This is a genomic window from Hyphomonas oceanitis (genome assembly GCF_036964545.1).
Lineage (GTDB): Bacteria > Pseudomonadota > Alphaproteobacteria > Caulobacterales > Hyphomonadaceae > Hyphomonas > Hyphomonas oceanitis.
On sequence record NZ_JBALTL010000006.1, the window covers coordinates 181,115 to 207,600 of the forward strand.

At 58.2% G+C, this 26,486-nt stretch carries 21 protein-coding genes and 1 tRNA gene; 9 read left to right on the top strand and 13 right to left on the bottom strand.

The window, feature by feature from the left end; translation table 11 throughout:
* Nucleotides 1-8: 8 nt before the first annotated feature.
* Both V7651_RS16440 and V7651_RS16445 read left to right on the top strand, forming a co-directional pair.
* Nucleotides 9-1,085: an acyltransferase family protein gene (locus V7651_RS16440; protein ID WP_335613790.1), complete on the top strand. Its 1,077-nt coding sequence runs from the start codon at nucleotides 9-11 to the stop codon at nucleotides 1,083-1,085.
* Between the two features lie 266 nt (nucleotides 1,086-1,351).
* Nucleotides 1,352-2,605 carry an acyltransferase family protein gene (locus V7651_RS16445; RefSeq protein ID WP_335613791.1) on the top strand — a complete coding sequence of 418 codons (1,254 nt, stop codon included), beginning with the start codon at nucleotides 1,352-1,354 and terminating at the stop codon, nucleotides 2,603-2,605.
* Here the strand turns inward: V7651_RS16445 and V7651_RS16450 are convergent.
* Nucleotides 2,544-3,749 carry an acyltransferase family protein gene (locus tag V7651_RS16450; RefSeq protein WP_335613792.1) on the bottom strand — a complete coding sequence of 402 codons (1,206 nt, stop codon included), beginning with the start codon at nucleotides 3,747-3,749 and terminating at the stop codon, nucleotides 2,544-2,546. The genes V7651_RS16445 and V7651_RS16450 overlap by 62 nt on opposite strands.
* A gap of 458 nt (nucleotides 3,750-4,207) precedes the next feature.
* On the opposite strand from V7651_RS16450, the gene V7651_RS16455 reads away from it, so the two are divergent.
* On the top strand, nucleotides 4,208-5,257 hold the full coding sequence (locus V7651_RS16455; protein ID WP_335613876.1) for an AraC family transcriptional regulator: 1,050 nt from the start codon (nucleotides 4,208-4,210) through the stop codon (nucleotides 5,255-5,257).
* Here the strand turns inward: V7651_RS16455 and V7651_RS16460 are convergent.
* The 11 genes from V7651_RS16460 to V7651_RS16510 form a co-directional block, all read right to left on the bottom strand.
* A complete protein-coding gene (locus V7651_RS16460; RefSeq protein ID WP_335613793.1) occupies nucleotides 5,251-7,542 on the bottom strand; it encodes a TonB-dependent receptor in 2,292 nt (763 codons plus the stop codon). The genes V7651_RS16455 and V7651_RS16460 overlap by 7 nt on opposite strands.
* Nucleotides 7,543-7,703: 161 nt before the next feature.
* Nucleotides 7,704-9,017, bottom strand: coding sequence for a class-III pyridoxal-phosphate-dependent aminotransferase (locus tag V7651_RS16465; protein ID WP_335613794.1), 1,314 nt, complete (start codon nucleotides 9,015-9,017; stop codon nucleotides 7,704-7,706).
* Nucleotides 9,018-9,056: 39 nt separating this feature from the next.
* Nucleotides 9,057-11,030 carry an SDR family oxidoreductase gene (locus V7651_RS16470; protein WP_335613795.1) on the bottom strand — a complete coding sequence of 658 codons (1,974 nt, stop codon included), beginning with the start codon at nucleotides 11,028-11,030 and terminating at the stop codon, nucleotides 9,057-9,059.
* 267 nt (nucleotides 11,031-11,297) lie between these two features.
* Complete coding sequence (locus V7651_RS16475; RefSeq protein ID WP_335613796.1) at nucleotides 11,298-13,985, bottom strand: TonB-dependent receptor; 2,688 nt, start codon at nucleotides 13,983-13,985, stop codon at nucleotides 11,298-11,300.
* Nucleotides 13,986-14,133: 148 nt separating this feature from the next.
* Nucleotides 14,134-15,441, bottom strand: a complete 1,308-nt coding sequence (locus V7651_RS16480; RefSeq protein ID WP_335613797.1) for an aminotransferase class V-fold PLP-dependent enzyme — start codon at nucleotides 15,439-15,441, stop codon at nucleotides 14,134-14,136.
* Entirely contained in the window at nucleotides 15,441-17,864 is a 2,424-nt protein-coding gene (locus V7651_RS16485) for a TonB-dependent receptor plug domain-containing protein (RefSeq protein WP_335613798.1), read from the bottom strand. The genes V7651_RS16480 and V7651_RS16485 overlap by 1 nt, the downstream gene beginning before the upstream one ends.
* Nucleotides 17,865-18,004: 140 nt before the next feature.
* On the bottom strand, nucleotides 18,005-19,009 hold the full coding sequence (locus tag V7651_RS16490) for a FecR family protein (protein ID WP_335613799.1): 1,005 nt from the start codon (nucleotides 19,007-19,009) through the stop codon (nucleotides 18,005-18,007).
* Between the two features lie 9 nt (nucleotides 19,010-19,018).
* Nucleotides 19,019-19,624 carry an RNA polymerase sigma factor gene (locus V7651_RS16495; protein ID WP_335613800.1) on the bottom strand — a complete coding sequence of 202 codons (606 nt, stop codon included), beginning with the start codon at nucleotides 19,622-19,624 and terminating at the stop codon, nucleotides 19,019-19,021.
* A gap of 199 nt (nucleotides 19,625-19,823) precedes the next feature.
* The gene (locus tag V7651_RS16500; protein WP_335613801.1) at nucleotides 19,824-19,967 is read right to left on the bottom strand and encodes a tyrosine-protein phosphatase; all 144 of its coding nucleotides are present in this window, start codon (nucleotides 19,965-19,967) and stop codon (nucleotides 19,824-19,826) included.
* Nucleotides 19,968-20,280: 313 nt separating this feature from the next.
* Nucleotides 20,281-20,355: transfer RNA gene (locus V7651_RS16505), tRNA-Gly, on the bottom strand.
* 171 nt (nucleotides 20,356-20,526) lie between these two features.
* Entirely contained in the window at nucleotides 20,527-20,991 is a 465-nt protein-coding gene (locus V7651_RS16510) for a winged helix-turn-helix transcriptional regulator (RefSeq protein ID WP_335591715.1), read from the bottom strand.
* A 140-nt stretch (nucleotides 20,992-21,131) separates the two neighbouring features.
* Between V7651_RS16510 and V7651_RS16515 the strand changes: the two genes are divergently transcribed.
* The 4 genes from V7651_RS16515 to V7651_RS16530 all read left to right on the top strand — a co-directional run bounded on the left by V7651_RS16515 (nucleotide 21,132) and on the right by V7651_RS16530 (nucleotide 24,772).
* Nucleotides 21,132-22,199, top strand: coding sequence for an esterase-like activity of phytase family protein (locus tag V7651_RS16515; RefSeq protein WP_335613802.1), 1,068 nt, complete (start codon nucleotides 21,132-21,134; stop codon nucleotides 22,197-22,199).
* Between the two features lie 257 nt (nucleotides 22,200-22,456).
* Nucleotides 22,457-23,080, top strand: a complete 624-nt coding sequence (locus V7651_RS16520; RefSeq protein WP_035540442.1) for a 5-formyltetrahydrofolate cyclo-ligase — start codon at nucleotides 22,457-22,459, stop codon at nucleotides 23,078-23,080.
* A 136-nt stretch (nucleotides 23,081-23,216) separates the two neighbouring features.
* Nucleotides 23,217-24,215 carry a family 16 glycosylhydrolase gene (locus tag V7651_RS16525; RefSeq protein WP_335613803.1) on the top strand — a complete coding sequence of 333 codons (999 nt, stop codon included), beginning with the start codon at nucleotides 23,217-23,219 and terminating at the stop codon, nucleotides 24,213-24,215.
* A gap of 50 nt (nucleotides 24,216-24,265) precedes the next feature.
* The gene (locus V7651_RS16530; protein WP_335591718.1) at nucleotides 24,266-24,772 is read left to right on the top strand and encodes a thioredoxin domain-containing protein; all 507 of its coding nucleotides are present in this window, start codon (nucleotides 24,266-24,268) and stop codon (nucleotides 24,770-24,772) included.
* Here V7651_RS16530 and V7651_RS16535 read toward each other — a convergent pair.
* Complete coding sequence (locus tag V7651_RS16535) at nucleotides 24,762-25,091, bottom strand: DUF1476 domain-containing protein (RefSeq protein ID WP_035540434.1); 330 nt, start codon at nucleotides 25,089-25,091, stop codon at nucleotides 24,762-24,764. The genes V7651_RS16530 and V7651_RS16535 overlap by 11 nt on opposite strands.
* A 174-nt stretch (nucleotides 25,092-25,265) precedes the next feature.
* Here V7651_RS16535 and purC point away from each other — a divergent pair, with 174 nt between their 5' ends.
* Nucleotides 25,266-26,039 carry a phosphoribosylaminoimidazolesuccinocarboxamide synthase gene (gene purC, locus V7651_RS16540; RefSeq protein WP_034742042.1) on the top strand — a complete coding sequence of 258 codons (774 nt, stop codon included), beginning with the start codon at nucleotides 25,266-25,268 and terminating at the stop codon, nucleotides 26,037-26,039.
* Between the two features lie 81 nt (nucleotides 26,040-26,120).
* The gene (gene purS / locus V7651_RS16545; protein ID WP_335591719.1) at nucleotides 26,121-26,366 is read left to right on the top strand and encodes a phosphoribosylformylglycinamidine synthase subunit PurS; all 246 of its coding nucleotides are present in this window, start codon (nucleotides 26,121-26,123) and stop codon (nucleotides 26,364-26,366) included.
* Nucleotides 26,367-26,486 lie beyond the last annotated feature (120 nt).

Sequence of the window (26,486 nt, forward strand, 5' to 3'; positions counted from 1 at the left end):
TCTGGCTGATGTCTGAAAGTGATCACCGATTCATTGTGCTTGATGGCCTTCGAGGTGCGGCCGCCCTTCTGGTGATATCCGACCACATTCCTTCCGTCATATGGAATATCGCTCCGTCACGTGCGCTAGCCGTAGATTTCTTTTTTGTGCTGAGCGGATTTGTGCTCGCCCACGCATATGGAGACCGACTGTCATCGTCCATGTCGATACGCGCATTCATGACACGCCGCCTTATCCGCCTCTATCCGCTCTACATCCTCGGTTCGATCTTGGGTGCACTGCTTGTAGTGGTCCAGGTGCTGAAAGGATGGATGCAAGTTCCGCCGGGCGAATTCGCCATCGTGAGTTTTTTCGGGATCACCTTCCTGCCCTGCCCACCGATTTTCGACTGGACAGCCAGCGCGCCCTTTCCGTTCGACGGCCCGGCTTGGTCGCTATTCTTCGAACTCGTCGCAAACCTTTCCCTCGCCGCTTTCGCATTCCTCCGGCGACCGCGCTCGTTGCTGATTTTTCTCCCCATCGCCGCGTTGGCTCTGCTTTATTTCACCCTGCAATCCGGCACCTTCGACATGGGGTGGAAGTACGAGACATTTCCCGGTGGCGCAGCACGTATTGCCTATGAGTTTTTTGCCGGCGTGCTAATCTACGATTTCTGGCGCAAGGGCTATCGATGGCGCTTGCCTGCAACGGCAGCATTCGCCCTCCTATTCGTCGTTGCAATGGGCTCGGCCCTGACACCGGGCGGACTCAGAATGGCCTGGGATCTGTCCATGCAGCTTGTATTCATTCCCCTCATCGTAGCGCTTGCCGCAAATGCTTACGTTTCCGGGGCAATGGCGCGGCTTTGCACGACTTTGGGCGATCTCTCCTACGGGATTTACATGCTGCATATCCCGATCCTGATTGCGACGCGCCTGGCAACAAACCACTTGTTCGGGGACGATCAGGTATCAGGTCTCGCGATGACACTCATCGTTGCGCTGCTCGCCACTATCGCCGCCGCCGTGGCACATGGCGCCTATGATGTCCCGCTCCGCACTCGGCTTGCAAAGCACCTAAAAATGCGCTCCGGCATAGCTGATTAGCCGCGCAATTTTGGACTTAGCTCACAAGTATTTGCGGAAGACGAAAATTGAGCACATCAGCTGGCATGTCGCTTGCTTAAATCTATGGCGGATCAAGCCAATTCTGGCCAATACCCATAACCATATAGTTGTAATCCCGTTCGCACCAAGTATGAATTGTTTCGGGACAAAGACAGAATTCGAGATAGCGGACTCTCATGGAGTCTTGACGTTTATATGCTGATCAGAAGTATCGGCATGTGTTCAGTACAGTTTTGGGGACAACCATGGACAATCAAACAGAAAGCTTGATGGCTGGTGGAGCGGCAAAAAAAGCCCGCAAAGTTCCAGCAGACAATCGTATGCACGGCCTTGATTTTCTGCGGATCATTTTTGCGCTTCTGATCGTGTTTGGTCACTACCGGGTCGGCGCCGTCGATAATGGCGTTTTTGAAGGTGACCCGGGCCCGAGAGTCTATAATTTTATTCGCTTTGCTGTTGAGATGTTCTTCGTACTTAGCGGCCTCCTGATCGCAAAGTCGGTCAAGGATCGGTCATATGTAAATTACATGATTGCCCGTATCGTCCGGATAACACCCGCGCTCCTGTTTTGCGCGACGATCACATTTGCTGTGGCGGTCATTCTCGCAGATACGAAATGGGGCGTGAGAGCTGACTGGCAGCACTGGTTGGCCTCGGTCACGGTCCTGCCACTCTTGATAAACGATACGTGGGGCATCGACTGGCCATACTGGTCGCTGACCTATGAATTCCGGTTCTATTTCCTTGCCGGCTTCTACATGATTTTCTTCAAGAGCGAGCGCGCCCTATTGATCGCCACGGCCGTATGGATGGCGGCATCACTTTTCGCGCTGGTAATAGATAACGTCGCTTTGCAAACGCTCACTGTGAGCCGCGCGTCAGGCTGTTTCGCGATGGGCATCATGCTTCACTTCATTACATCCGTGCCCCGTTACCGGATGCAGGCGCTGATCGTGATGATCCCTTCGTTGCTCGTCGCTCAAATAAGCATGATGCGCGAAGCGGGCCTGAGGCATATCAATGGCGACGATTTCATCCTCTACTGGCCTGAAGCCGTCGGCGCCACATTGTTCATGGTCATCGTCATTGGCGCCTTTGTTTACGTGCCGATGCCTAAGCGGGCAGACAAAGCACTCCAGCTTGGCGGCATGATGACCTATCCACTCTACCTGCTGCACATGTTCGTCGGTTGGGTGATCATCGCCAAATGTGCCGATCATGGAATGCGAATTGACCTCGCGATTTTGACAGCCATGGTCGTCATAGTGCCGGTGGCCGTCGTCATCTCTGCCTGGGGAGAACCATTTGTCGGAAAATATCTCAAGGCAGCGCTGAAATCATCGACGAACGCCATCGAGCCTCACTTGCCAAAGGTGCTGTGGAAATTGCTCTACACGCCTCAGGTCAAGCGCAAGCCCCCAAAGCCGGTTGCCGTGCCTACAGCGGACGTACAGCCGGTGCTTCCCGTGCAAGTACTCTCACCGGACGTTTCCCGTTGAACATGTAAGAGGCAGTCAGTGACTCGCGGATCAACAGGTCCGCCAGCATTGATACGCCGATGGCGGATGCGCAGAGCAATATGAAAATCAGATACGGGTTCGTCATGTCCTGCATGAACAGGACAAAGGCCATCATGATGACAGGCTGATGGAACAGGTAGATCGTAAAAGATGCATCGACGAAATACTGCACTACGCGTCCATGCCTATGCAATTTTCCGAAGCCTTTATAGATGAAGGCACAGCACAAGACCGAGACGGCCGGGCCAAGCAATAGCTCCGAGAGATTTGTCAGATACCCCTTCGCGAAGTGCCCCGTGATCGCGGCAAGTTCAATCGCTACAAAAGCGCTGAGCAGGATAGCGAGTATCGCCAAGCTGATCTGACCAACTTGCCGAAAAGCATTCAGCGCATTGCGGTGCCGGAAGAAGACATAGCCGATCAAAAACCAGGGCAGGAACCGGATGAACTCTGTCACGATCGTCAGGGACAGCATCTGCTGGACAATATGCGGATAAGATACATAACGACGCAGAACGAGTTCGGCGCATATCGCAGTGACGGCGGCAGCGCAGTAGAGCGCGATCAACACAAAGCGTGGCTTGATCGTTCTGCCTTGCAGTAGCCTGTCCATCCGTGCCTGAATCGGTTTTATCCAACCAGATTTGTGCAACACGAAAAGCAGAAAACTGAACTCGAGCAGGACGATCAGAAACCAGAGATGCCGGATCCACCGGAAATCTAATACTGAGAGATATTGTATCGTGTTGGCCAACACGACGTTCCAGTCCCAGCCATGTTGTCTCGCCTCGAAGATGGCACTCGCCAACATCTGAAACGGATTCAGCAAGATCATGCAGGTAATTAGGGGCAAACCCAATCGGACGAGCCGCGTCTTGAACCAAACAACAGGCGGCTTGCGCGACAATAGCATCGCCGCAAAATATCCCGCGACGATATAGAAGCCTTCCATGCGGAACTGATGAACGACTGTAATAAGTGCGTCGAAGACCATTGCATGGGAATCTGATCTCACCGACCACCCTTCGTATGAAACGGGGTGTGCCGCGTGAAAGGGAATACCGAGCAACATCAAAGTCGCACGAATGTAATCCCAGGACGATTCACGCTCTTCAGGACGCATGACCCCATTCCCACCAGCGGCCCGGCCAAAGCCAAGTCATGGAAATTATCCATCCCACAACGAGATCGCGCAATGCGATTCCCTTCAATCGCGAGTCCGTCTATGGAATGGTGGCTAGGCAAATGCGAGTACACAGTTGTCCAGCCCCCTTGTTATGGGCCAGTTGGCGTAAGGGTTTCTGGAACCGGTGGCCGCCACGAGCTTCATCTCGGAAGCTGATGTTGAGGCGGTAGTCTTCAGAAAGAGGCTGGATCCCATCATCAGCAATGGTGAGGTCGCCGAACTTTTACCGCAACGCCTTCGTGAATGGTCCAAAAACCGCTAAGACCTGTTAGATACTTTCGTGTGCTGTGGGAGGATTATCTTGGCGAAGACGGGACTATCGCTGGACTGGAAGCGCTGTGTGGTTTTCCATTTCGCAAGCCGCAAAGAAAAGTCGAGTTGGGATGATGAAAGACATGGGCGCAATCTCCTCCATACCTGTTGTCAGCGCGGCTGCAACGGGCGATATCGCGGCCTTCATTCGAAAATGCGGATTGGACGCTGGACCGGTCTTCCGCGGTGCGGGTATCGATGTCAGGGTGTCGAGTGATCCCTACCAGATGATTGAACTGGCCACGTTTACCCGTCTTCTGAAGTTAGCTGGAGAGGCGACCCAATGCGCCACAATTGGTTTGAATGTGGGAGGGCGCCAGGATCCGGCACGCTGGGGCGCCTTCGGCTATCTCGTGCTCAATTCCCCGACGATTGGCGACGCGCTCAGAAATGTCGTCTCTCACGCCACGATCTGGCAGACCGGGACGCATTTCGCGTTCCGCCAGACGAAAGATGATATCGGTGTTGAATATGCGATTACCCATCCGGCCGTTGAGCACAGGGCGCAAGATGCCGAGTTTTCAATTGCCTATGTGAAGAACATCGTCGACCGGCTGAACGAGCGTCCGGTCACGCCGTCTGATGTCTTTTTTGAGCATGATCCCATCGCAGGCATGGATGCGTACGAGCACGCGTTGGGTGTACGCCCCCTTTTCAATCAGCCGACAAATGCGATTTTCTATCCCCGCATTTATGAGAATAAGCGGATCGCCTTCGCCGATCTGCAGCTCTTCCCGGTCATCAAGCGCCATCTGCGGGACATGGCGGCCGCCGTGCCCAAGAGCGAAAGCCTTGAGGGCGATGTGGTCTACCATATCCGCCAGTTGCTTCCGCGGGGTGCGGCGACCCTCGAGAATATCGCTGGCGTCATGGGACTCCAGCCGCGCACGATGCAGCGCAGGCTGAAGCAGAAAGGGGTCAGCTTTACCGATCTCCTGGAGCAGGTACGGCACGAAACCGGCACCCATCACCTTACCGAAACCTCCATGTCCATCAGCGAAATCGCCTACCTGCTGGGCTATTGCGACACGAGTGCCTTTATCAAGGCCTTCAGGAAGCAGACAGGAACGACACCGTCACGGTTTCGCGATGCGCAAGGGGAAGACTCCGCCGGCGACGCAGGCGATCAATAATTTATACCCAGCTCAATTCCGATCTGGCTCGGCGCGCCGAGCATCAGCTGGTTTGCACCGATCGTGTCGACTAGGTCGAACCCGTGCGCGTAATACGCCTCACCGCCGACATTCTTGGCGAACAGGGCGGCATGCCAGCGTCCGGAGTTACTTTCCACGCCGACCTGAGCGTTCCAAAGCCAATACGCATCCTGGGAGAGCGGCTCGGCATTGTCTGAGGTGAAGTAGACCTGGTCCTGGAAGCTGAAATCAACCTGCACAGCGTAACGGAGCGCGCCAAAAAGGGGTCGCTCATACCGGGCCATGCCATTGGCGCTCCATTCGGGCGCCTGGACCAGTGCGTTTCCGGAGAAATCGACCCCGCTATCGGTCTGATAGTCCTTGAGTTCTGTATCGAGATAGGCGAGTCCGAGAGACAGGTTCAGCCCTTCAGCGGGTAGTGCGGTCAACTCGATCTCGGCCCCTTGCGTTACGGCATTGGCTGCGTTGTCGAGCACCTGGTACGCGACCGGGCCGCCGCCCGAGACAATGGTAAAGATCTGCATGTCGCTGTAGTCATTGTAGAAGACAGCTGCGTTGAGGCGCGCCAGGCCGTCGGCGAGATCTGTTTTCAGGCCCACCTCATAAGCGGTCACTGTTTCCGGATCATAAGGCTTCTGCTCGCTGACGTCGAACAGGAAGCCGCCATTATAGCCGCCACCCTTGAAGCCATTGGCGACGCTGGCATAGAGCAGCCCGCCCTCATAGGGCAGATAGTCGAGCCCGAGCTTCCAGGACACTTCTTCATCGCTTTGTCCGTCACTGAAGTCGAAGAGGGGAATGACCCCCAGTGCGGCTTCATCGAAGCTCGCTTGCTGCGTGAAATCCCTGTCTTCCTTAGTATAGCGCAGGCCCAATGTGCCCCGCCACTTCTCGGTGAACGCATAATCGGCCTGGCCGAAAAAGGCATAGACCGTTGTTTCGAGGCTATTCACCGTGCGGTAATCGAGTGCTGGCACGCCAATGGCGGCGCCAGCCGGATCGAACCCGTCTGGATACGCTTGCGGGTCCACCGACTCGATCAGTGGCCGCAACGTCTTGTAAAGATCCAAGCGCTGGTCCTGGTCGAGTGTTGAATTGGAATAGAACCCGCCCAGCAGCCAGTTCAACCGGTCCTGACCGCCCGCGATCTGGATCTCCTCACTCAGGTCCTCAGACTCCACGCCATACTGGACCGTCAGGATATTCGCCGGCGAAGCGTCACTATCTTCGAGAAAAACCTTTTCCAGCGACTGATAGCCTGTGATCGAGGTGATACTGAAGCCGTCAAAATCCCAAGTCAGTTTGGCCTGGGCGGCGTAGCTGTCGGCATCCAGGCGTGCCGGTGTGTTTTGGTCGACAGTGTAGAAGCCTTCAGGGTTCTGGAAGCCGAGCACATTCACGCAATCATTGGCGATAATGGCGGGTGTGTCACACGGGGTCGCGGCATCGAGCGCGCTGAGCGCGCCCTGGCTGCGGTAGCGAGGACCCGGCTGCTCGACCACAGATCCGTATAAGCCGAACTCGCCGGAAAGACTGGTGGAGAAATCGACGTCGAGCAGGCCGCGAAAGGACAGATTGTCAGTTCCGCCGGCATCCGACCCGTCAAACCGATTTTTTATGTACCCGTCGGAGTCATTCTTCTCGAACGCAACCCGCCCGCGGACTGCGCTTGAAATCGGACCGGAGAGGAAGGCTGTTAGTTTCGTCGTGCCGAATTCGGCATACTGCCCTGTCAGGCCGGCTTCGACCGTTTCGGTTGGCCGGGCGGTCACGAACTTTATCGCGCCGCCCGTCGTATTGCGGCCATAGAGCGTGCCCTGCGGTCCCTTGAGCACTTCGACACGCGCAAGGTCAAAGACCTGCATCACCTGAGCGCCGGGCGAGGAGATGAACAGGTCGTCGACATAGACGCCGACGGGGCCAAGATTGTTTGTTGCGAAGTCGTTCAGGCCGATTCCCCGGAGGAAAATGGCTGGCTGGTTCCCCGCCCCGGTCGGCAGGCCGATATTCAAACCCGGGACGAGCCGGGCAAGGTCGTTTGAATCAGACAGGTTCGCATCATTGAGCTGCTCGCCGGTGTACGCTGTCACTGATATCCCTACATCTTGCAGTGATTGCTCCCGCTTCTGCGCGGTGATTGTGACCGTGCTGAGCCGGTTGGTCGCCTCTTCTTCCACGGGCGTTTCGGGCGCCGCTTGCTGCGCGAGGACGGAGGGTGCCAGGGCGAGGACCGCCGCACTCAGCAAAAGAACAAACCTGTACATATCAAAGACCCCTTGTCTTGGTTGCTGCGCCCAACCCATTTGAACGGCGCCTTGAGGAGAGGCTACGATTGGCTCATCTTGGGGATTAGGACTCTTGCGACAACGGATCGTCCCAATGCGTCAGACGTGCGGCGTTTGACCTCGATTTTTTCTCAGGCCCTTCACTCCAGGCGGCGATTGGCGTTCCGTATACGGGCCTCTGTCTGAGTGCTGAAATACTCCGAGGCGGTCAGATCGAGCGCCTCCGCCTCGCCAATGCTCTTCTCGACAAGTGCCATCAGCTCTGCAGCTTCCTCCATCGTCATGATGAGGGGCGGCATGAACTGCGCACAGACCCGATCATTATTGGAAAAGACGCAAAAGACACCGTTCTCATTCAGGCGCGCGACGGCTGAAATACAGGTCGCGACATCGACAAACTCGATGGCCTGGAACATGCCAATCTGACGCAGTCCAGCCACCTTGTTGGACCGTTTGGCCAGGTCATCCACGGCATGCCGGAAAAAGTCGGAAAGGGCATTCACATGGGCCAGGAAGTCGGTATCGGTCGCATGGTCGATCACGATTTCAGCGGCGGCACATCCGATTTCGCTCCCGCCAAAGCTCGAGAAATGGATCATTGGATTCTGTTCGTAGACCCGCTCCATCTCATCCCTGTAGACCGTCGCTGCAATAGGATAGATGCCGCCCGAGAGCCCTTTGCCGGTGGCGAAGATGTCCGGCATGATGTCATAATGCTGGAAGGCCCAGGTCCGGCCCGAGCGTCCGCACCCGGTCTGGATTTCGTCAAGGATTAGCAGAATGCCATGCTCACGCGTGACCTTGCGGATGTGTTGCATTGTCTTTCTGGGGATGACGTTCATCCCCAGTGTTGCCGGGATCGTCTCAAGCGAGACGGCCGCCGTCTGGGCGTCGAAGAAGGTCTCGATCCTGTCCAGGTCTTCTAGGCTGACTTTCACGAAGCCTTCGGGCTTGTAGTTCCAGGCGTCCGTATATTTTTCATCGCCGGCGCCCATGGAGAGGCCCGTGTGGCCATGGTAGCCGCCTTCCAAGCAAAGGATTGCCGACTTGCCGGTATAGCCCTTGGCCATCTTGAAGGCGAAATCCATCGCTTCGCCGCCGCCGGACGAAAAGACGACCCGCCCCATGCGCTCACCCGAGGATGTCTCCCCGGCCGACTCGACCAGCTTCTTGGCAAGGTGCGAGCGCTCCGATGACATCAGATGATGATTGCCGAGGTCGAGGTGGTCGAGCGCGTCACGGACGGCCTTGACCACTTTCGGGTTGCGATGGCCAAGGTTGTAGACACCGCCGCAGACATGGCAGTCGAAATAGCGCTTGCCATCGAGGTCCCAGAAGAAGACGCCCTCCCGCTTGCCTTCCACCACGTCCCAGCCGAACTGGCGGAAAAGCGGAAGCTTGTGCTTGGAGAGATAGGTCTCGTGAAGCTGAACGGTCTCGTTACGGAGCGTCATCGTGTACATCCTTGAATTACGAAAATTGGGAAACCGAAATCACAGCCCGGCTGGCTGGCCGGCCGAAATCGGAAGCGCGACCCCCGTCATGAAAGAAGCCGATTCGGTCGCGAGAAAGGTCACCACGCTTGCGACCTCTGCTGGCTGGGCTCCCCGTTTCAGGGCATTCTGCTGGGCCAGGGCATCCCGCGCCTCCTCGAAGGAGCAACCTTCCAGGCCCGCGATCATTTCGTATTCCTTGTCGCCCATTTCCGTCAGCACCATGCCCGGACAGACCGCGTTCACGCGAATGCCGGCTTCACCGAGTTCCAGCGCCATTGTCTTGGTTAGTCCGACAATCGCATGCTTGGTCATCACATAAGCCGAGACAAACGGCGCGGCCCCGAGGCCATATATGGAGGCATTGTTTATGATATTGCCGCCGCCCCGCTCAATCATCGATGCAATGACGGCCTGACTGACCTCGATCATTCCGAGGACATTGACATTGAAGGCCTCCTGGAACGCTTCCGATGTCGTCTCGGTGAAGGCGCTGGCGAAGGCGGTGCCTGCATTGTTGAAGAGGATATCCACACCGCCAAAGGTTTCGACTGCGCAGGCAACGAGCGCCTTGACCTGCGCAGGATTTGAGACGTCCATTGGCAGCGCCATGCATCTGACATTGTGGGCCAGCACCTGGGGCACGAGGTCCTCGAAGGCCTTGAACCGGTCGTCGCCTGTGACGGCCAGCCGTTGATCAATCTGACCGCTTGTGCGCGCCGTCATGATGATGTCGGCACCTGCTTCAGCCAGCTTGAGGGCGGCGGCAAAGCCCATGCCGCGGGCAGACCGTGCCCCCGTGATCAGCGCAACCTTGCCCGCGAGCGGACGGAGCGTCTTTTTTGCGCTCGTCAGACGTGCTGCGGTTGTTGGGGGTATGGCTGATGCGGAGACGCCGTCGTCGGCCAGATACTCAGACGCCAGCCCACAGACGCCTTCGATGAGCGCTGGACCAAGCTCTTTCGCCGCTTCCGTTTCTGCGCGGCTCTGCGCCCATGCCATGTAACTGAAGCCGCGCGCCAGAATAAGTCCGGGAAGCAAGGCAAGGTGCTCATCCGGCAAGGGCCGTTGTGAACGATATCCTTCAAGCAGTCCCTCCAGAGCGGTCTCAAAGCCCGGTTCGCCGGCGAGGAAGAATAGCGAGGTTGCCAGGTCCATCAGATGCCAGCCGAAGCCACAGTCGTCGAAATCTATGATCCGGAGGGCGTCTCCCTCCCTTAGCAAATTCTCCGGCAGAAAATCCCCTTGCGTCAGTCCATACCGGTCAGGGCTTTTGCCAAAAGCCGCAAGCTCGCCGCGCAATTTCTCGCGGGCATCCAGCAGGAGGCCGCGCTGGTCATCGCTCAGCAGGTCATACTTCCAGAAGCATCCGAAATGACCTTCATCGCCGAACAGGCCCTCCTCATCCCAGTGTCGGCGAGCGAAACCGGCGGGGGGTGTCCAGCGCTCGGTGAAGTTATGGATCTTCGCAGCCAATTTGCCCGCCAGAACATGGTTCTCGCGCAACTGGTCGTCCGCTTCGCCGGACTGGGTTTCGATCGCTCCGATAGGAACACCATCGACCCAGCCCAGAATATCGATCTGACGCGGCTCGGGAACCTCAGGATGGTCAAGGGTGACGAATTGGTGCCCCTCCAGGGTCGCGATGGGTTCGGGCGTCGCAATCCCGGCCTGGCGCAGTGCGTCCATCAGCGCGAGTTCCGAATCGAGTTCGATGTCTGAATGATAATTGGCGCGGTGGACGCGCATTGCGAAGCGGCTCCCTTTTGCCGGCTCGACTTTGAAGACCGCGTTCTCCCGGTACTTTATGAGCGTGACATCGGCATCCTTGATGCCCCACTCATCGAGCGCCGCGCGACCAATTTTCATCAACCTCTCGACCTGCTGGTCCTGATGCAGGGCATAGAAGATTTTCGGATCGCTGGCGCTTTCCTTGCCTTTGTCTCCGGCCTTGTTTTTCATCCAGTTCAGCATCGGCGCCCTCACAATCAATAAGTCTCTGTCGGCCAGATGCGGGCCGCCATTATGTGATGGGACGTTAAGCGAGGGTCATCGGCAGCAATTGTGAAATGGCGACAATGACTATTTCATTCGCGACAGGCCTCGATCTCGCGCCGGGGACAAGGCCGCTCGTCTCTGAGGCAAACGAAGGCTGCTCATGCAAGGCGTGAAGACCGGTTCAGCGCGTGCGGACGACGTCGTGCTCAGGACTGGTCTTCAGCCTCAATGAACACCTGACGGCTACAGGCGTGCATTGAGGCGGATATAGTATTGTCCGCCATCGGTGTCATAGGGGGCATTGCGGGAGTAGATCAGGCCCTTGCTGACTTCCAGCGCAGCCTCGTCCGGATAGGCATCAAACAGGTTTTCTGCGCCAATGCGGAGTGTCAGTCTTTCCGTCAGCGCAAACGATACGCTCGCATCGACAAAGAGCTCTGATCCGAATTCCTGTACCAGCGTGCCATCCTGGTCGGCAAAATCCACCCATGGCCCGATCCATCTGAGCCTTGTGTTGAAAGCTACACCGCCCTTTTGGAAGCCAGCCGACACATTTGTGGTGAAACGCGGGTAGATCTGTTCGAACCGGGCGAGCCGGGACGGGCTGTCAGCAAAGTCGGACTGCAATACGTCGGTCTGGTTATAGTTGAACGCCAGGCCAAGCGTCAGGTGGCCGCCGACCAGGGACCGGTCATAGTCAAGCACGAGGTCGAGGCCGGATGTGCGCGTGTCGAAGCGGTTCTGGTAGAAATCAACCTCGGTAATGCTCTCCCCGCCTGGCACACCCAGCGCCTCAAGGCGGGCGCGTTCACCGGCATCCAGCGTGTAACTCTCCGATGTGAAGATGCGGTCACGGACGTCGACCTGGTAGACATCCGCGCTGGCGACCAGGCCGTCCAGGGGCTGGAAGACCAGGCCTGCAGAGATGCTGACCGATGTTTCCGGTTTGAGCGGGGCGATGTTCCCATCCGCCCGCTCATTGATGATCTCGGCAACCGGACCGGTGGGACTGAATCGGCCATTGGTGAAAACGTCCAGCGTATCGGGCGCGACCCCTTGCGATGTGCGCTCCGAAAAGGTCTGCGCCGGGGTCGGTGCCTTGAAGCCAGTCGAAACACTGCCGCGAACGGCAAGGCTGCGTGACAGGTCCCGGCGGTAGGCAAGCTTGCCGTTCAGGCGGCTGCCGGAGGGGTCGAACGCTTCGAACCGCAAGGCGATACCCAATTGGCTCGCATCCCCGGGATGAAGCGCTGCATCGGCATAGGCCGCCCAGCTCGCCTGGTCATGCGTCTTTGCCTGTGCCTGCGTATAGCCCGGAAACCCGTTCGAGCCGGACGTGAGGCCGTCGACCGCGCCAGGGCCGATTTCATAAGACGCCGGATCGCCCGCTATGATGCCATAGCGTTCCACCCGGTGCTCCAGCCCGAAGGCGAGACCGATCGGCTCTGCAAACGAAGGCGGCGCGGCCAGGCTGGCCTGGAAGTCTGCATTGAGAATGTATTCCTGCTGGCGTAGGCCGCCGGCATCGAACCGCGTCGGGCTGTCCGGCCCCATGGACGCGTTGATTGTGTCAAAGAGGAAATAGGCAATCTGGTTCTGCCCGAAGCCTGCACTGATGTCATAGGACAGGCCACCACCCGCCTCCCCTGTCAGGCCAAGCGTCGTGGTCAGATCCGTCTCTTCCTGTCCGAATTGCGGCTTGAAGCCATTCGGATAGATCTCGGTGAGCGACCAGTCACCAAATGCGTCACTCGGGGCATAGGCGCTGGGTGTGGTCGGGCTGCGCCAGTTGAAATCGGTGACGCCCTGCCCCTCGCTCGCATTGATGAGGCCATAGGCCTTGCCCAGGCGGGTCGCGTGATCACCTGTCAGGAGGACGCGGACATCCTCGCGTTCGGGCTGGCCCCAGTTCTGGACCGGATCGGCGATGTTGGCCTCCGGGTGCTCTTCCAGATACTGGCGTGCATCGAGACGCTGGCGGGCGCGGGAGGTCAAAGCCGCGTCGCTGTAATCAAGGCTTAGCCGGAAGCCCCCCTCTGCCCCGCGCGTCCCGGCCCCATACCCAAGCCGTTTCTGGATACCGTCTCCCGCATAGTACTGACTATATTGCGCGTAGGCCTCAGGCGCGGCATCGTCGCGGGTAATGATATTGATCACGCCGGCAATTGCGTCGGAGCCATACTGGGCGGATGCACTGTCGCGCAGAACTTCAACCCGCTGCAGGGCATTCGTCGGAATGTTCGCAAGATCGGACGATTGCGACCCGCCCGTGTTCAGCATCGCAGACCTGTGCAACCGCTTGCCATTGACCAGGATAAGCGTGTGATCCGCTGAAAGATTTCGCAGGCTATAGGGCCGCACGAAGACGGTGCCATCACTGAGCGGTCGGCGCTGCACGAAGAAACCCGGCAGTACATCGGCCAGCACATCGGCAAAATCGTCGGAGACCGTGGCGCCAAGGTCGCCCTGCCCCAGCACCTCGATCGGCGACAGGCTCTCATGAGCGGGCATACCGATGCGCGCCCCCGTAACGATGACGGTGTCATAGGTGCGGGGTGGTTCGATCTCCCGCAGCCTAGCGCCGACCGGATTGGCAACACGTGCAACCGGTTTCACTGCTGCCGGCCGTGTCTCCTGGACGGTGACGGGTCGGATGACCCAGACACCGTTTACATCCGACCTGAAGCGCAGGCCTGTGCCGTCCAGGAGCTGCGCCAGTGCCTGCTCGACCGGCATCTCTCCTGTCACAGCCTGCCCGCGCAGGCCGGCAAGGTCTGCCGCTTCGGCCATGATCACAGTGTCCGTCTGCTCTGACAGGAGGTTCACCCCCTCGGCCAGCGGCAAGTCCGGCACGCGCAGGGAATACGCCTGCGCCAATGCCGGAGACACAGCAGCGACAGAGGTCAGCAGGAACAGGCAAACTGATCGCATTCATCCCTCAGGGCGCATTTCACATCACGCGTTGAAATCACCCCTTAGAAACCGATGGCGATGACATCCCGATGACAAAAGCCACCGTCAGCCGTCATTCTTGCGCTGGTGAAACCCAAATGCCGCAGTCAGACCCTCCCCACGCGCCTCAGGCATCCGCCAGGAGTGAACGCAATGCCCGCACAAGCTGAACGCAGTCGTCGGCCGTGTTGTAGAGCGACGGTGTCACCCGGACACAGGCACCCTTGGCCACGCCGGTCCGGATAACGGTGAAAATGCGATGTTTCTCCACCAGCGCGTTCACGATCGCCTTGTTGTCATCGGCTCTGCCTTTTCCGCGGAAGCGGAAGGCCGTGATGCCGGCATGGAGCCGGTCGTCATCCGGCGTGAGGATCTCGATCCGGTCATCCGCCCGCATCTCGTCGACCCAGAGATTGCGCAGGTAGGCAAGACGCGCCGCCTTGCGCTTCGGACCGACAAGCGCGTGGAAGTCGAGCGCATCACTGACCGTCAGGAATGTCGCAAAATTTGTCGTGCCCGTATGGACGCGGTTGACAATGGAGCCCACGCCTTCAGGCCGTTCGGACATGTTCGGCGAGATATCTTGCAGCCGATCCCGGCGGATATACATCAGGCCCGCCCCGATGGGCGCACAAATCCATTTGTGCAGGTTGAAACCGACAAAATCTGCACCGAGGTCTTCCATCCGGAAATCGGTCTGCCCCCAGGAATGGGCTGCATCAACGATACAGTCGACGCCATACCCGCGCGCCATGTCCACAATTTCACGCACTGGAATCATCAGTCCGGTGCGATGGCTGATATGGGTTAGCAGCAGGAGGCGCACAGTCGGGTTGGCGGCCAGCGCCTGACGATACGTGTCGACGAGCCCGTCGTGGGTGACCGGCTCAGGAATTGTCATGCGCACGACAGAGGCACCCGCCCGCTCGGCGAGCGTGTCCATTGCCGTCTGTATCGAGTCGTAGTCGAGATCCGAATACATCACGCCATCCCCCGGCTTCAGCCGGTTATAGCCGCCGACCAGTCCCTGCAGGGCCTCAGTGGCCCCGCGCGTGAACACGATCTCATCGCCTCCCGCCCCCAGAAAATCAGCGAGGCGCTGATGGATGGGCTGAAGGTCGGTGTAATAGTCCCGCCGGGCATACCAGGAATTGTTCCGGTTCACTTTCTCCGTATTCCGGAAGAAAGCCTCCATCACGGGTTTCGCCATCAGGCCCCAAAAGCCGTTCTCAAAATTCACGACGTCAGGGGTGACATCGTATTGCGCTGCGATGGTCCGCCAGAAGGCCTCATCGGTGGCAAGCTCTTGCGCTGTGCGCTCTATTGAAGGCGATAACGGAACGGACGCGTGGGCCGCTCCGGCGGTAAAGGACGCCGCTGCAGCGGCGCCCTTCATGACAAGTCGTCTTGTGACGTTCACATCAGGCCGCGACATCAGAAGCTGAGGTCCAGGCGAACATAGTACTGGCCGCCATCCGTATCGTACGGGGCATTCCGGGAGTAGATCAGCCCCCGGCTCGCCTGGTAGGTGGCTTCGTCCGGATACTGGTCAAACACGTTCTCGGCGCCCACGCGAACTGACAGATTGTCAGTCATTTTGTAAGTTGCCCCAAGGTCGAACAGGACCATGGCGCCGAAATCCTGGAAGATATCGCCGGTGGCATTGCCCGAGAAGTCGCGCCAAGCGCCGTAATAGCGCATACGGCCGAAGACATCCCATTTTCCCACTTCATATGTCGCCTGGAGGTTACCGGTATTTTCGGGCGATCCCTTCTCGAAGCGGTCCGCGTTTGTGGCATTGCTGGCAAAGTCGCCGCCCGTCACTTCGGTCTTGTTGTAGTTATAGGCGCCGGTGAGGTTGAGTTGGCCCGGACCGACAGGCAGGCCATAGGACAGCACGAGATCCAGGCCCTTGCTGCGCGTATCAAAGTCATTCTGGAAGAAATTGACCCGCGTGATGCTTTCCGCACCCGCAACGCCGAGGGCCGCAAATTCAGCCCGCTCAGCATCGGTGACCGCGAAGGTGCTTGATGTGCTGAGGCGGTTGGTAACGTCGATCTGGTAGACATCCAGCGTCGCCGTCAGGCCGAAATGGCTGTTCCATGCGAGACCGGCGGTGACGTTGTCGGATTCTTCCGGCTCCAGCGGGCGAATGTCGACACCGTCACGCTGGCTGATCACGTCGGCCACAGCGCCCTGCGGGCTGAAACGGCCGCTGGTGAAGATGTTCAGCGTTGTCGTGTCGAGGCCCTGGGATGTCCGCTCCGAGAAAAGCTGGCCAGGCGTCGGGGCGCGGAAGCCTGTGGAGGCCGTCGCACGAATGGCGAGGCCAGGGGTCAGTTCGAAACGGGTCGAGAGCTTGCCGGTCGTGCTGCTGCCGAACTCCGAGAAGTCCTCGTAACGGACAGCCGCCCCGACGGTCCAGCGATCCGTGACCGGCGCTTCGACGTCGATATAGCCGGCATAGCTTGTCTGGTCAGACGAACCAGACTGGTCCGGGGAGAAACCCGGAAAGCCGTTGGAACCCGATGGAAAGCCTTCGGCGGCGAGGGGCCCGACGGCATAGGACGCGTATTCGCCGTGGCCGATCTCGTATTCTTCATTGCGACGTTCGGAGCCGAACGCGAAGGTGAGATCATCCGCCAGAAAGTCCAGCGCAAAGCGATAAGCGAAGTCAGCGTTGAGGTTGAGTTCGGTCTGGGTCAGTGTACCAATGTCAAAGGCCGTCGGGCTGGCCGAACCGAGCGAGGCATTGATCGAGTTGTACATGAAATATTCGATCTGGTTTCGGCCGTAGCTGGCACTGAAATCATAGGAGAACGGGCCCTCGTCCGTCCCGCGATAGCCACCGGAGAGCGAGAAGTCATTATCGTCCTGTCCAAAGCGCGGCGAAAATCCCGCCGGGTAAATTTCGGAAAGGTCATAATCCGGGTCGATGGCACTGTCGCCATAGGCATTGGTGGAGACAGGGTTGCGCCAGTTGAAATCAGACACACCCGAGCCGAAGCCATAGGTGCTGAAGACATAGGCTTCGGACTTTCCAAAATCATAAGCGCCGTTCATCGCGAAGCGATAGGCCTGACGCTCGGGCTGGCCCCAGCGCTGCACCGGATTGGGCACATTGAGGTCAGGGAAATCTTCCTGCAGCTGAAGGGCATCCGGGCGTTGGCGTGACCGCGAGGTCAGGCCGGCATCGGTATACTCGCCGGAAAAGTTCAGGAAACCTTTGTCGAATTGAAAGCCCTGTTGCGCGCCGAGGCGGTACTGCTCGCCGTCGCCTTCATAATACTGGCCGGCCTGGGCAAAAGCCTTGGTGCCGGCTTCGTCATCGAGAATGATATTGATCACGCCCGCAATCGCGTCCGACCCGTACTGGGCAGAGGCGCCGTCACGCAACACTTCGATGCGCTTGATGGCATAGGATGGCACCTGGGCGAGATCCGGCGCCTGCGCACCGTTTGAGCCGAGCAGCGCCGACCGGTGCATGCGCTTCCCATTGATAAGGACCAGCGTATGATCGGCAGAAAGGGACCTCAGGCTAGCGGGCCGCACGAAGACCTGACCGTCCGCCATCGGAAGACGCTTCACATTGAAGGACGGGACCAGTTGGGCCAGCGTGTCCATGACTTCATCGGACGCCGTCATATCGATGGCCTTGTCGGAAATCACATCCACCGGGGCAAGGCTATCGAAGACCGTGCGCGGGGCACCGCGCGTACCGGTGACGATGACCGTCTGCTGGACGCTGGTATCGTCCTGTTCGGTTTCGGATTGGGCAAAGGCTGTATGACTGAAGCACAGGGCGGCGCCCGATGCGGTCAGGGCCAGCGCCTTGCGCAGGCTGATCGAATTTTTCATGATTTTCCCCTCATGGACAAACGTGCGGGGTGAGCATCACACCCGCGCCACGCTCCTGCGTGGTCAAGGGGAAGACAGGTCAGGCAGCAGTCCCTTTCAGCCATTTTGAGAACTTCATAAAAAGTTCATCGCAAACCTCGTCAGAAGCCATTCGCAATCACGATTTCAGTCTCATTATCGCGCACGTCGATCGGATAGGCGGCATCCAGGCCGGCCAGCACCTGACCGATCTGCCCGATCGAGAAGGACAAGGTGAGGCGCAGGTCGGCCGGCGCACCGGGCGCAAGGCGGACCGGCCGGTCGCTATACTGGTTCATGTCCGCAACAATATCGCGGAGTGGCGCATCGACGAAGACCAGCCGACCTGATCGCCAGGAAAATTCCGTCTCGGAATCGAAGGACTGAACCGGGCCAAGAGGCAAGGCTGTGGTCGAGAGGATACTCTCTCCGGCCCGCAGGTCCCGAGCGCCAGCGGCCGTCTCGGCAATGACCTGGACATGGCCGCGATCAACGGACACCGAGACTTGCCCCTCCCGCTTCTTGATGTCGAAACGCGTGCCCAGGACGCGGACCAGCACCCTACCGCTATCGACGGTGAGCGGCCGGCTTTCATCATGCGCAATGTCAAAAAAGGCATTCCCGTCAACCAGCTGGAGGGTCCTTTTCCGAGCAGTAAATTCGCCGCGCACACGGCTGGCACCGCCAAGGGTGATCTCGCTGCCGTCGGGCAAGGGGAAGGTCTTGATCTCGCCACGCGGTGTCGTGAGCAGGATATCCTGCGTCGGTGCCGGCTGTAGCGCTATGAGGCCGATACCCGCCGCGCAGGCAAGGCTTGCGGCAAGACCGCCCCCCAGCAGCAGGCGGCGCGTCATGACAGGGCGTGGCTGGAAGGTTTTTAAATTGTCACGATCGGCGAGGATGTCTTCGATCTGCGCGACATCGGCCAGCCCGTCCCATAGGCGCCAGGCCCGGTCAAACGCCAACCGGTTTGCCTCCGATTCAGCCAGCCAGGCGGCGAAGGCCTGCTCCTGCTCCGGTGCCCCCCCCCCGGAGGCGAAGTAAAGGACCCAGCTGCGCGCTCCGTCATCCTGCGTCCTGTCCGTTGTAGACGGCGTGCCCCAGCTTGTATCTCCTGGCTTCTTCATTGCGTCACTTTACCTGTCCAGCTCAGCTTGCAGGAGAACCATGACCTTGCTGAGCTGGCGGGAAATGTCCGCTTCACTCCAGCCGGTATCCCTTTTGATCTCCGCATAGGTTTGCCCCCTGAACCGGCTTCGCAACAGGATGTCCTTCTGCTTTGGCGACAGGTGCCGGATGGCACGCGCAACCCGCTCAAGGTCCTGCTTTCCCATTAAGACAGTTTCGGGCGAGATTTCTTCCACATCCGGGGAGAATTTTCCCTCCATCTGGCTTTTGACGAAATTTCGGCCACGTCTCAGCTTGTCATTTGAATTGAGGCTGAGATTTATTGCTGTCCGGAACAGGAAGGCGCGCGGTGACCGAATGAGTCTGAAATCGGCCAGTGCGGCGAGCTTGGAAAAAGCCGCCTGCGCGACATCTTCCGGGTCGGGTGGCCCGCGCCCATGGATCTTCCTCAGGCGGCCAACCAGTTCGCCATAATGATCGCGAAACAAACGGTTCAGGAACCGCGTACGGTCGGCTGCGTCGGCCTGCCCATCATCCGGTGCGCGCCCGCTCATGGTATCGGTAAATGTGCCGGGCAGTGTTGCGTCGTCCGGACAGGATGGCTTCACCTGCATGTTGGGCCTTCGAATTTATGATCCCGCTCTTGAAGGAGAAGCGCGACGAATTCGTGAAGACCATTTGAAGTTATTGTAACGGCGTTACCGGGTCATCCTCTGGATCGGCACCTAATCCGACCAGCCATTGTCTTTGACCATTTCACACAATTATCAGATGCGCTCGACAACCGGAGTGAGCTGTCTGACGACGCCTCGTTCACGGCGCAAGGAGTTGTCGGCGGATGATGACCATCTGATCTTCGCTGATCCCCAACGCATCGTGAACGTAATTTTCGACCGAACCATAGTCCCGGTCGATGCTGTCGAGCACGGCTGTGATATAGGCCGGGTCAGACCGCATCGTCGGCGGCGGCGGCGAGTTCGTCGCGCCGCATCCTTACGATTTCGCAGGAGCGAGTCTTCAGCGCAATGCGAACAGTTTTTCCGTTGAAGAAGGCCCGCAACCGGGTCGGAATATGCCGGTAATCGTAATATCAGCGGCCTCGATTCTTGAGGTAACGATCCTGATCCGCCGGGCGCGCCATGAAGTCATTTCCAGCCCATTTTCGGTGCAAATTATAGCCCAAAAATAGCCCTGAAAAGATTCAATTGGAAGCTCAAAGGGCCGAAACCCTTTGAAAACAATGACGTGAGTGTGTTGGGAAATTTTATTCTGGAGCGGGCGAAGAGATTCGAACTCTCGACCCCAACCTTGGCAAGGTTGTGCTCTACCACTGAGCTACGCCCGCATCCTGAATTAGTATTCGGCAAGAACCCCCGCCGAGAGGCGTGATAAAGCGCATGATGCGGGCCTTTGCAAGCGGTTAGTTGGACCATCACTGCACAATTTGTGCACTTCTCTCGGCTGTATTTGAAACAGACCCTGGAAGCAGGTGCAGCCGAGCCCAGATCGCCGCAATTTAGCCCCTGATGACCGTTCGAATCTGGTCCGGGCGCACTTCCCTGCCATCAGCATCGACAAAAGCGGCACGTATGGCTGCCTTAGTGCCCGCCTTGGTAAAGCTTATGGGCGCCGATTCGCCAGCCCCGAGCCAGGCGTCACCCCATTGAGTCAGGCCGATCAGGATCGGTCGCAAAGAAAGCCCCATGGCCGAGAGCGTATATTCCGGCCGCGCGCGCTTGCCCGGAGCCTTGTAGGGTCGCTTTACCAGAAGCCCGGCGTCAACGAGCCCCTTTAAGCGGCCGGACAGCACTGTCCGCGGGCATTTGAGTTCGGCCTGAAAATCATCGAACCGGCGCACACCATACAAGGCCGCCCGAAGGATCAATAAAGTCCAGCGATCACCCACAACCTCGATAGCACTGGCGAGGTTGCAGCTTTCCGGTGGAATCGGTGAACGGCGGGCGAGAGGAATCTGCGTCATTGAGACTCTCATGTATGGGTTCGCTTTCTAAATCCAGACCTCTCGTGACCGTCACGCAAATTTCGCGATTTGCGCCTTGTATTTGCCGCCTTCGAATGGGAGAGGCAGCATCAGGAACACCTTTTGCCAAAGGCTTTCAGATGAACAAAACGTGCCTCATCACGCTCCTGCTCATGTCGATAGGCGCCTGTGCCGCGCCAGAAATCGCAGAGCCGGTCGCAACCAAGCCTTCGCCTGCTACGGCTCTATGGAGCTTTGAAGCCGCCTCCCGCAATTTGCGCGCGGAATCCTGTCCCGCCGGCACACGCTTTGGGGCGCCTCTTTCGCTGGACATAACCGCGACGCCCGTTTCGCTGAACGATGAAGACGCCAATCCGCCACTACCAGATGTGGCGACTTTTGCTGGCGGATGGAGCCTGACATCCGATAATGCCAATTTTGGCGGCCTTTCCGGCCTCGAGACACTCCCGGATGGCAAACTTCTGTCCATTTCCGATGTCGGCGCTTTTGTGTGGCTTGGTATGGCTGACGGCCAACCGGACGGCACTGGCGAGCTTGCCTATATGCTGGGGCAGGATGGGGGCCAGTTGTCAGGCAAGGCAGAGGGCGATTCTGAAGGCCTCGCCTATCGCGATGGGCTCGCCATTGTGAGCTTCGAGCGTAATCACCGGGTTGAGGCTTTTGATCTGGAAAACTGCGGTGCAGTCGCACGTGCTGCGCTTGTCGCAAAACTTCCGGCCGAGGCAGGCGGTAAACCAATAGACGAGAATCAAGGTGCCGAGGCGCTCTCCATCTCCCGTGATGGAATCCTGACCTATGGCCTTGAAAGCCTGTTTGGCGGGCCATCGCCCATGGGCGAGGTCTTTGCCAACGGTACGAGCAAGCTTGCAGGCGAGGATGCCGCCAACCCACGCGGTTACTCCTTTGTGGGCCGTGACGAAGTCCCCGTTTCATCCAAATCGCCTATCATCATTACGCTGTATCGCAGCTATGATCCCATCAGGGGCAACCGAAACATTATCACCTGGTCGACATCAGACGAGCGGATTGAGCTCAAGAGGCCCATGCTGGTTGATAATTTCGAAGGCGTAGCCGGTGAAATTGGTGCAGAGGGCAGGCTTCGCATCTGGATGATTTCCGACAATAACTTCTCCGGAAAACAGCAAACGCTGCTTTACGCCTTCGATGTCGACATATCCTCCGAATAAACGCTCTTACATTCGACGCCGTTGAGGCCTACATCTGACGCAGCACAAGGGCTGCGGCGCCCGCAATGGGACTGATCTCCGGCGACCTTACTCATCGTCAGGGAGCTGGCATTCTGGTTCGGACCCTGGTCTGGGCTCACCCGGCGCCCACCTAGTCTCTAGGTTGACGGGAGTGAATATGCCCAGCGACGACTGTGGTTCTTGTGCGCTATTATTGCTGGGTGACGTGAGCACAGACCCGCGTTAAGGCTCTGATCATGTCCCAGGCTCCCGACAAGACACAACTCCGCCACCGCATGCGCACCTTGCGAGCCGAAGCCGCTGCGCGCGACCCTGATGCCGCTGACAAGCTGGCAGACCTGTTTCCAATGAAATTGCTGGAACGCTACGGACCTGTTGTGGCGGGCTATGTTGCCATCAACGAAGAAATCGACCCGGCTCCTCTGATGCAGCGCCTCAGCCGTGCAGGCGCTGAACTGTGCCTGCCGCGTATCGAGGATGATGGCCGTATGACATGGCGCCTCTGGTCCATTGGCGAGCCGCTCGAACGCCGCCCTTTCGGCCTTTCAGAACCGGGAATGGATGCGCCTGAGGTCAATCCGACGCTGATCCTGACGCCGCTGCTGGCCTTCGATGCCATGGGCAACCGTCTGGGCTATGGCAAAGGCCACTATGACCGGGCGATCAGCTCCCTGCGCTCTGCTGGCCGCGCATTTGCCTGCGCGCTCGCCTACCCTGCTCAACAAATCGACTCAGTCCCTTCGGAGTCACACGATCAGCCTCTTGATTGGGCCCTGACACCGATCGGCTCCGTGCCACTATTCATGATGCGCAATATGAAGGCGTTGAATTCCAACGACGCAGGCCCCGGCGCGGCCTGAACCTCAGCACGAGGGGTTGTTAATCATACGACTTGGCGCAATTCTTGCTATTTTAGGGAATGATTAACCTGAATGGCGCGGCGAAAAGTTGAATAATTCTGAACAAAATCAAATCGGTGCAAGCAGCAGCTCGCAAATGGACATTTTCATCATGTCCATGCTGGTTGCAGTGTGCAGTTTTGGCATTTTAACCCTGAATGTCGTCAAGCCGCACGCGGACATCGAAATAAGCGTGGCTCAGATCGATCCCGCCGCACCGGAAGCGGCCGTTCCCGCACCAATCGACCAGATCGAGCCGAAACAGACGCCATCGGCTCCTATAGTGGAAACGCCTGCCGCTACACCAACGCGCCCCGTCCCAGTTCCGACCAAGCGCGCCGCGCTCATACCGTCATCGCCAGGATTCATCTCCCTGCTCGGCGATGCGCAAAATGATGCGTTTTTCTATCGGTCAGATTTCGCAAACCCGGACGGTCACTATGGCGGCGACTGGTCACCCAAAAACATCAAGCAAACCGCTGAGGGCGCAGACCTTGAGGTCCATCATGAGCAATCGCGCTCTGGCCCCTTCACAGGCGCCGAGATTAAGACGGTCAACACCTATGGTTATGGCCGCTATGAAGTTGTCATGCGTCCGTCGAAGGGCTCTGGCCTTGTCTCTTCATTCTTCACCTATACGGGGTCTTATGAAGGCACGGCTCATGACGAAATCGATATCGAATTTCTCGGTCTCGATACTTCGCGCATCCATTTCAACTATTTCCGGAAGGGCAAGACAGGCGCTTCAGCAACTTTCGACCTTCCATTCGACGCTTCGGAAGCCGATCACCTCTATGCCTTTGAATGGAGCCCCGAAGGCATCACATGGTACGTCGACGGCAAGCCCTACTACAAAACGGTCGAAGGTGACGCGTTCGTGCCGAGAACGGCGGGCAGCATCATTTTCAACAATTGGGCTGGCAAACCCTTCATCACCGGCTGGACAGGCAAGCCTACCTTTGAATCAGGCGCGGCGGCCCATTACTCCTGCATTTCCTTTGCCCCGCTAGGCGACAACACGCGCGCCTGCAGCGATCTTTACCTGCCGAATCGCCCAAAACATGACGGTCTCGTGACGGCCCAATTGACACGCTAGCCTGAGCTTTAGGCTGTTCAGCCGGCACCAGAGCGGGCTAATCTGAGGGCATGCGCGAAAGATTACTTACAATCATCTTGGTTACGCTGGCCTGTGCCCTACCAGCTGCCGCTGACCCCACGATCAAGGTGATTAACTTCACCGCCACCTGGTGTCCGGTCTGCCGAATGCTCGATCCGCGTCTGCACGATGCTGTTGAGCGCTTTGAGGATCGCGGAGCAATCCTGGTCAATCTGGATCAAACCCATCTGACGCGCAGAGATGACACAGGCAATGCTGCCCTCATGGAGCACCTCCATCAGCTTACAGCATCCCACAACGTGGCCTATCTCTGGGATTGGTATGGCGGTCATGCTGGCATCGCCGTCATAGTTGCCGCCGACAATGGCGAACCATTGACCTGTATCACATCAGCCCTGGCAACGGACCAGATTGCTGATCTGCTACAGGAAAGCGTCATCCTGGCGACCCGCGTAAGTGCAGGCGCCAGAAGACCAAAAGGAACGAATTGCCCGCCGCGAATGAATGCGCGGGCAAGTGCCGATCCTATGCCTTGATGTCTTTCATGATCTGCTCACGGGCAACGGGCATCAACTGCGCCATCTGCTCACGAATGCGGGCGTCGGTCCGATCAATACCGGCCGTGTCGAAGTCGCCGCGCACCTTGCGGAACACATCCTCTTCGCCAGCTTCTTCGAGATCTGACAAGACAACGGTCTTGGCATAAGCCTCAGCATCATCGCCCATCAGGCCCATCAGGTCTGCCGCCCAAAGGCCCAGCAGCTTGTTACGGCGGGCCAGGACTTTGAAATGGGTTTCCTGGTCGAGAGCGTATTTCGCCTCTTCTGCGCGTTCGCGATCGTCAAATGAGCTCATGGAAGGGGCCTTTCAGCGAGAATTTCCGGATTTGGGCCCATATAGGGTGCCACAAGAGGTGTGCGCAATAATTGTTTATCGGTGCGACTTGGCGTAACAGTCGCGGGCTAGAGGGTATGATGGCGATTCCAAGCCGCTAGGGGCCCTTGATCACCCATGGAAGGGCTCTGTCGAATGTCGAAAAAGCGCGTCGTTTATGAGGGTAAGGCCAAGATCCTGTACGAAGGACCTGAGCCAGGTACCCTGATCCAGTATTTCAAGGACGACGCCACAGCCTTCAACGCGCAGAAGAAGGCCGTCCTTGATGGCAAAGGCGTCCTGAACAATCGCATCAGCGAGTTCATGATGACCCGCCTTGGCGCTGTTGGCATCCCGACACACTTCATCCGCCGCCTCAACATGCGCGAGCAATTGATCAAGAAAGTCGAGATCATCCCGCTCGAGGTTGTGGTGCGCAATATCGCCGCCGGCACCCTGTCCAAGCGCCTCGGCATCGAGGAAGGCCAGGTCCTGCCCCGCCCGATGGTCGAGTTCTACTTCAAAGACGACGCCCTCGGTGACCCACTCGTGACCGAAGAGCACATCGCGGCGTTCGGCTGGGCCGGCCCGCAGGAGTATGATGACCTCATCTCCCTTGCACTGCGTGTGAACGATTTCATGTCCGGCCTGTTCGCAGCCGTCGGCATCCGCCTCGTGGACTTCAAACTGGAGTTCGGCCGCTATTTCGAAGGTGACAGCGAGATGCCCCGCATCCTGCTTGCTGACGAGATCAGCCCTGACAGCTGCCGCCTTTGGGATTTCGACACCGGCGAGAAGCTCGACAAGGACCGGTTCCGCCGCGACCTTGGCGGTGTGACCGAGGCTTATGCCGAAGTCGCGCGTCGCCTCGGGATCATCAAGGAATCCGGCGAAACGGACAACGTGGTCAGCTTCACCGGCGGCAAGTAGGCGCAACGCAAGCCAACGCGTTCCATTCTGAACCGGAGTGCGCTAAACGGAGCGCGACTCACCCTAACGGAGCCCTGCCCGATGAAAGCCATTGTCCACGTCGCCCTCAAGTCCGGCGTTCTTGACCCCCAAGGCAAGGCCGTGGCCGATACGCTCACACGTATGGGCTACAAGGAAGTCGAAGCGGCTCGTATTGGACGTGTTATCGAGCTTGATATCGATGAGACGCTCGATTCCGAAGCCGCAGAGAAGCGCGTGAAGGAAATGTGTGAGAAGCTGCTCGCAAATACCGTCATCGAAAGCTACCGCGTCGAATTCGCCTCCTAGCGAGGTCCAGTCCCTCACCCAGCGCCATGGCACATCCATACCACAGAGCCGCAAGTGAGCGATTATTCACTTGCGTGGATTTGGGCAAACTGCTATATGTCAGGCAACGATAAGGACTGC